The sequence below is a fragment of the Bacillus sp. LR_5 genome, assembly GCF_042709275.1.
In genome coordinates this window covers 1-1526 of record NZ_JAVAXX010000571.1, presented here as the reverse complement: position 1 = coordinate 1526, position 1526 = coordinate 1, and the positions used below count along the sequence as shown (strand labels likewise).

The window sequence follows — 1526 nt, the reverse complement described above, 5'->3', positions numbered from 1 at the left end:
GCGCTCCTTATTTGATCACTCCGGGCTTATGTTTGAACAGATAGATGGCATTATTATTTCGTCAGTAGTGCCGCCAATCATGTTTGCGTTAGAAAGAATGTGCACAAAATACTTTCATATCGAGCCGCAAATTGTTGGTCCAGGTATGAAAACCGGTTTAAATATAAAATATGACAATCCGAAAGAAGTGGGGGCAGACAGAATCGTAAATGCTGTCGCTGCGATACACTTATACGGCAATCCATTAATTGTTGTCGATTTCGGAACCGCCACAACGTACTGCTATATTGATGAAAACAAACAATACATGGGCGGGGCGATTGCCCCTGGGATTACAATTTCGACAGAGGCGCTTTACTCGCGTGCAGCAAAGCTTCCGCGTATCGAAATCACCCGGCCCGACAATATTATCGGAAAAAACACTGTTAGCGCGATGCAATCTGGGATTTTATTTGGCTATGTCGGCCAAGTGGAAGGAATCGTTAAGCGAATGAAATGGCAGGCAAAACAGGAACCAAAGGTCATTGCGACAGGAGGCCTGGCGCCGCTCATTGCGAACGAATCAGATTGTATAGACATCGTTGATCCATTCTTAACCCTAAAAGGGCTGGAATTGATTTATGAAAGAAACCGCGTAGGAAGTGTATAGGAGGTTTAGTAATGGATTATTTAGTAAAAGCACTTGCGTATGACGGAAAAGTTCGGGCTTATGCGGCGAGAACGACTGATATGGTAAATGAGGGGCAGAGACGCCATGGTACGTGGCCGACAGCATCCGCTGCATTGGGCCGCACAATGACAGCTTCACTCATGCTCGGCGCTATGCTGAAGGGCGATGATAAGCTGACCGTGAAAATCGAGGGCGGAGGTCCGATCGGAGCTATTGTAGCTGATGCCAATGCCAAAGGAGAAGTCAGAGCCTATGTCTCTAACCCGCAAGTTCATTTTGATTTAAATGAACAAGGCAAGCTTGATGTCAGACGTGCGGTTGGAACAAACGGAACGTTAAGTGTCGTAAAAGATTTAGGTTTGCGCGAGTTCTTCACAGGACAAGTAGAAATCGTTTCAGGAGAATTAGGAGATGATTTCACTTACTATCTTGTATCATCTGAGCAGGTTCCTTCATCAGTGGGCGTAGGTGTGCTCGTGAATCCTGACAATACCATTCTTGCGGCAGGGGGCTTTATTATTCAGCTGATGCCGGGAACAGATGATGAAACAATCACAAAAATTGAACAGCGTCTATCTCAAGTAGAGCCGATTTCTAAGCTCATCCAAAAAGGGCTGACACCAGAAGAAATTTTAGAAGAAGTCCTAGGCGAGAAACCTGAGATTTTGGAAACGATGCCTGTCAGATTCCATTGCCCTTGTTCAAAAGAACGGTTCGAAACAGCCATTTTAGGACTAGGCAAAAAAGAAATTCAAGATATGATAGAAGAAGATGGACAAGCCGAAGCAGTATGCCATTTTTGTAATGAAAAGTACTTATTTACAAAAGAAGAGCTGGAAGGGCTTCGTGACCAAAC

General features: G+C 44.7%; 2 protein-coding genes. Both read left to right on the top strand.

All coding sequences use genetic code 11. The annotated features are described in order from the left end of the window. A partial coding sequence (locus RAC86_RS38570; RefSeq protein WP_377886941.1) for a type III pantothenate kinase occupies window positions 1-649 on the top strand: 649 nt, incomplete at its 5' end. Window positions 650-660: 11 nt separating this feature from the next. Further along, window positions 661-1526 (top strand): redox-regulated molecular chaperone HslO (gene hslO / locus RAC86_RS38565; protein WP_377886939.1); only part of this gene is annotated, 866 nt, incomplete at its 3' end.